Source organism: Nocardia sp. CC201C (assembly GCF_030010695.1).
Lineage (GTDB): Bacteria > Actinomycetota > Actinomycetes > Mycobacteriales > Mycobacteriaceae > Nocardia > Nocardia otitidiscaviarum.
This window is the reverse complement of sequence record NZ_JASCXP010000689.1, coordinates 1-1912: the sequence shown is the minus strand read 5'-3', so window position 1 is coordinate 1912 and position 1912 is coordinate 1. Positions and strand designations below refer to the sequence as shown.

3 protein-coding genes are annotated in these 1912 nt (G+C 71.3%); all 3 read right to left on the bottom strand.

The features are described 5' to 3' along the window. The coding region (locus tag QK444_RS35945; protein ID WP_282786534.1) for an alpha-(1->3)-arabinofuranosyltransferase family protein at positions 1 to 693 on the bottom strand (693 nt) is incomplete at its 3' end. Continuing rightward, positions 647 to 817 carry a DUF2613 domain-containing protein gene (locus QK444_RS35940; RefSeq protein WP_081592797.1) on the bottom strand — a complete coding sequence of 57 codons (171 nt, stop codon included), beginning with the start codon at positions 815 to 817 and terminating at the stop codon, positions 647 to 649. The genes QK444_RS35945 and QK444_RS35940, both read right to left, overlap by 47 nt. A 199-nt stretch (positions 818 to 1016) precedes the next feature. Beyond that, on the bottom strand, positions 1017 to 1912 hold an 896-nt coding region (locus tag QK444_RS35935), incomplete at its 5' end, for an isochorismate synthase (RefSeq protein WP_282786531.1).

The window sequence follows — 1912 nt, the reverse complement described above, 5'->3', positions numbered from 1 at the left end:
CGCACCATGTGCGGGTCGATCGGAACCGGCCGTCGGGGTTGTGGGTTCCGCGGGTGCCGCCCCCGGGGGTGCGGGCTGGTCGGCCGTCACCGTTCGGCGGCGGGTCAGTGCCGCGCCCAGGGCGGCGGGGGCCAGCAGGACCCAGGGGGCGAGCATCATCGGGAGGGTTTCCGATGAGATCGAGCCGAGGGTGGTCAGCACGCGGGGGGAGAGGGCGAAGGCGGTTGCGGCGATGACGCGGGAGCCGCGGCTGCCGATGCCGAGGGTTTCGCAGAGGCGGACGATGCCCCAGAAGCCGGCGAGCAGCAGCAGCGCCCACCAGATGCGCTGCGTCACCCAGGCGGGCAGGCCGAGCCAGTGCCCGAGGGAGAAGAACGCCCCGTGCGGAAAGAAGTACCCGTACGCCTGGTTCTGCACCTGTCCCATGGGTGCCTGGGAACTCCACAGGTGGGCGGCGCGGGCGAGGAAGCCGAGCGGGTTCTGCGCCAGGTCGTATTTGGTGTCGGCGACGGTCTGGCCGGGGGCCTGCAGGAAGGTCAGCAGGAAGGCGGCGAGCACCGTGCCGATCAGCCAGCGCCGACCCAGCGGTGCGGTGGCCGGGGACCGGTCGGATAGACCGGTCTCGGCGGAATCAGCGGAGGTCAGTTCAGCGTGCGCCGTACTCGACGTTGTTGAGCAGCGAGCTCGAGGCATCTCCGCTGCGGTCGATGTCCGGGCGTGAGTTCTGGCTCGCCGCCATCGTCACCAGCAGCACGGCGACCAGTCCGAGCAGGGCTCCACCGGCAGCGCTCGCTACACCAGGGACGGCAAACTTCATCGCGGTACTCCCATACATCGACGCATGCGTAACTGGAGAGCCAACCTAGCAGGTCGATGGCGGGGAGGCAGACATGTACGTACCGGTAGCCCGGTTGTGGGCGGCTCCGCGCGCGGTCGTCTCCGGATGAGTCCCAGGTCACAGGGCTGATGGCGGGAACAGCACCGATCCGGCGGTGCTAGGTGGGAAGCGCGCAGCGCTAGGTGGGAAGCTCGCAGCGCAGCCCACCCAGGAAGGTGCGCAGCTTCGCGCTGGTTTCGTCGAGTTCGGCGCGCGGGTCGGAGGCGGCGACGATCCCGCCGCCGCCGAAGGCGCGCAGCGCCCGGCCGTCGGCGGACAGCTCGGCGCAGCGGATGGCGACCACCCACTCGCCGTCGCCGTGGGCGTCGCACCAGCCGACCGCGCCGCCGTAGAACCCGCGATCCTCCTCGAGTTCGGTGATGGCGTCGAGCGCGAGGTCGGTCGGGGTGCCGCAGACGGCGGGGGTGGGGTGCAGCAGGACGGCGAGATCGAGGGCGGTGACGTCCGGGTCGCGCAGCCGCCCGGTGATCGGGGTGGCCAGATGCCAGACCTCGGCGGTGCCGATGATCTCCGGCCCGTCCGGAACGGTGAGTTCGGCGCAGACGGGGGTGAGCCGCTCGCGGATCCACTCGATCACGAAGGCGTGCTCGTCGCGGTTCTTGGTGCTGGCCAGCAGTTCCCGCGCCTGGGCGGCATCGTCGGCCGGGTCGGGCCGCCGCGGCAGCGTTCCGGCCAGCGGGCGCAGCGTGACCGTGCGACCGTGCCGGGCGACCAGCACCTCGGGGGTGGCCCCGATGAGCGTTTCGCCGCCACGCCCGGCCGGACCCAGATCTACGGCGAATACGTTCGCATTCGGGTGTCGTGTAATAAGATGCGCCGCAATGACTTCCGGTTCCAACGGCGACTCCGCCGCCGCGATGAGCGAGCGGGCCGCCACCACCTTGCGCAGCGGTTGCCCCGGATCGGCGAGCTGTTCGACCAGTTTGGTCACCCGCGCCACATGCTCTGCCGCACTGGGCATCTCGGTGACGACCCGGACCGGCGGCAGTTCCGGCAGCGCGGCGGGCCGCCACG

Coding starts and splice junctions, on each gene's coding strand:
- QK444_RS35940 (WP_081592797.1), bottom strand. CDS start 817: ATGAAGTTTGCCGTCCCTGGTGTAGCGAGCGCTGCCGGTGGAGCCCTG.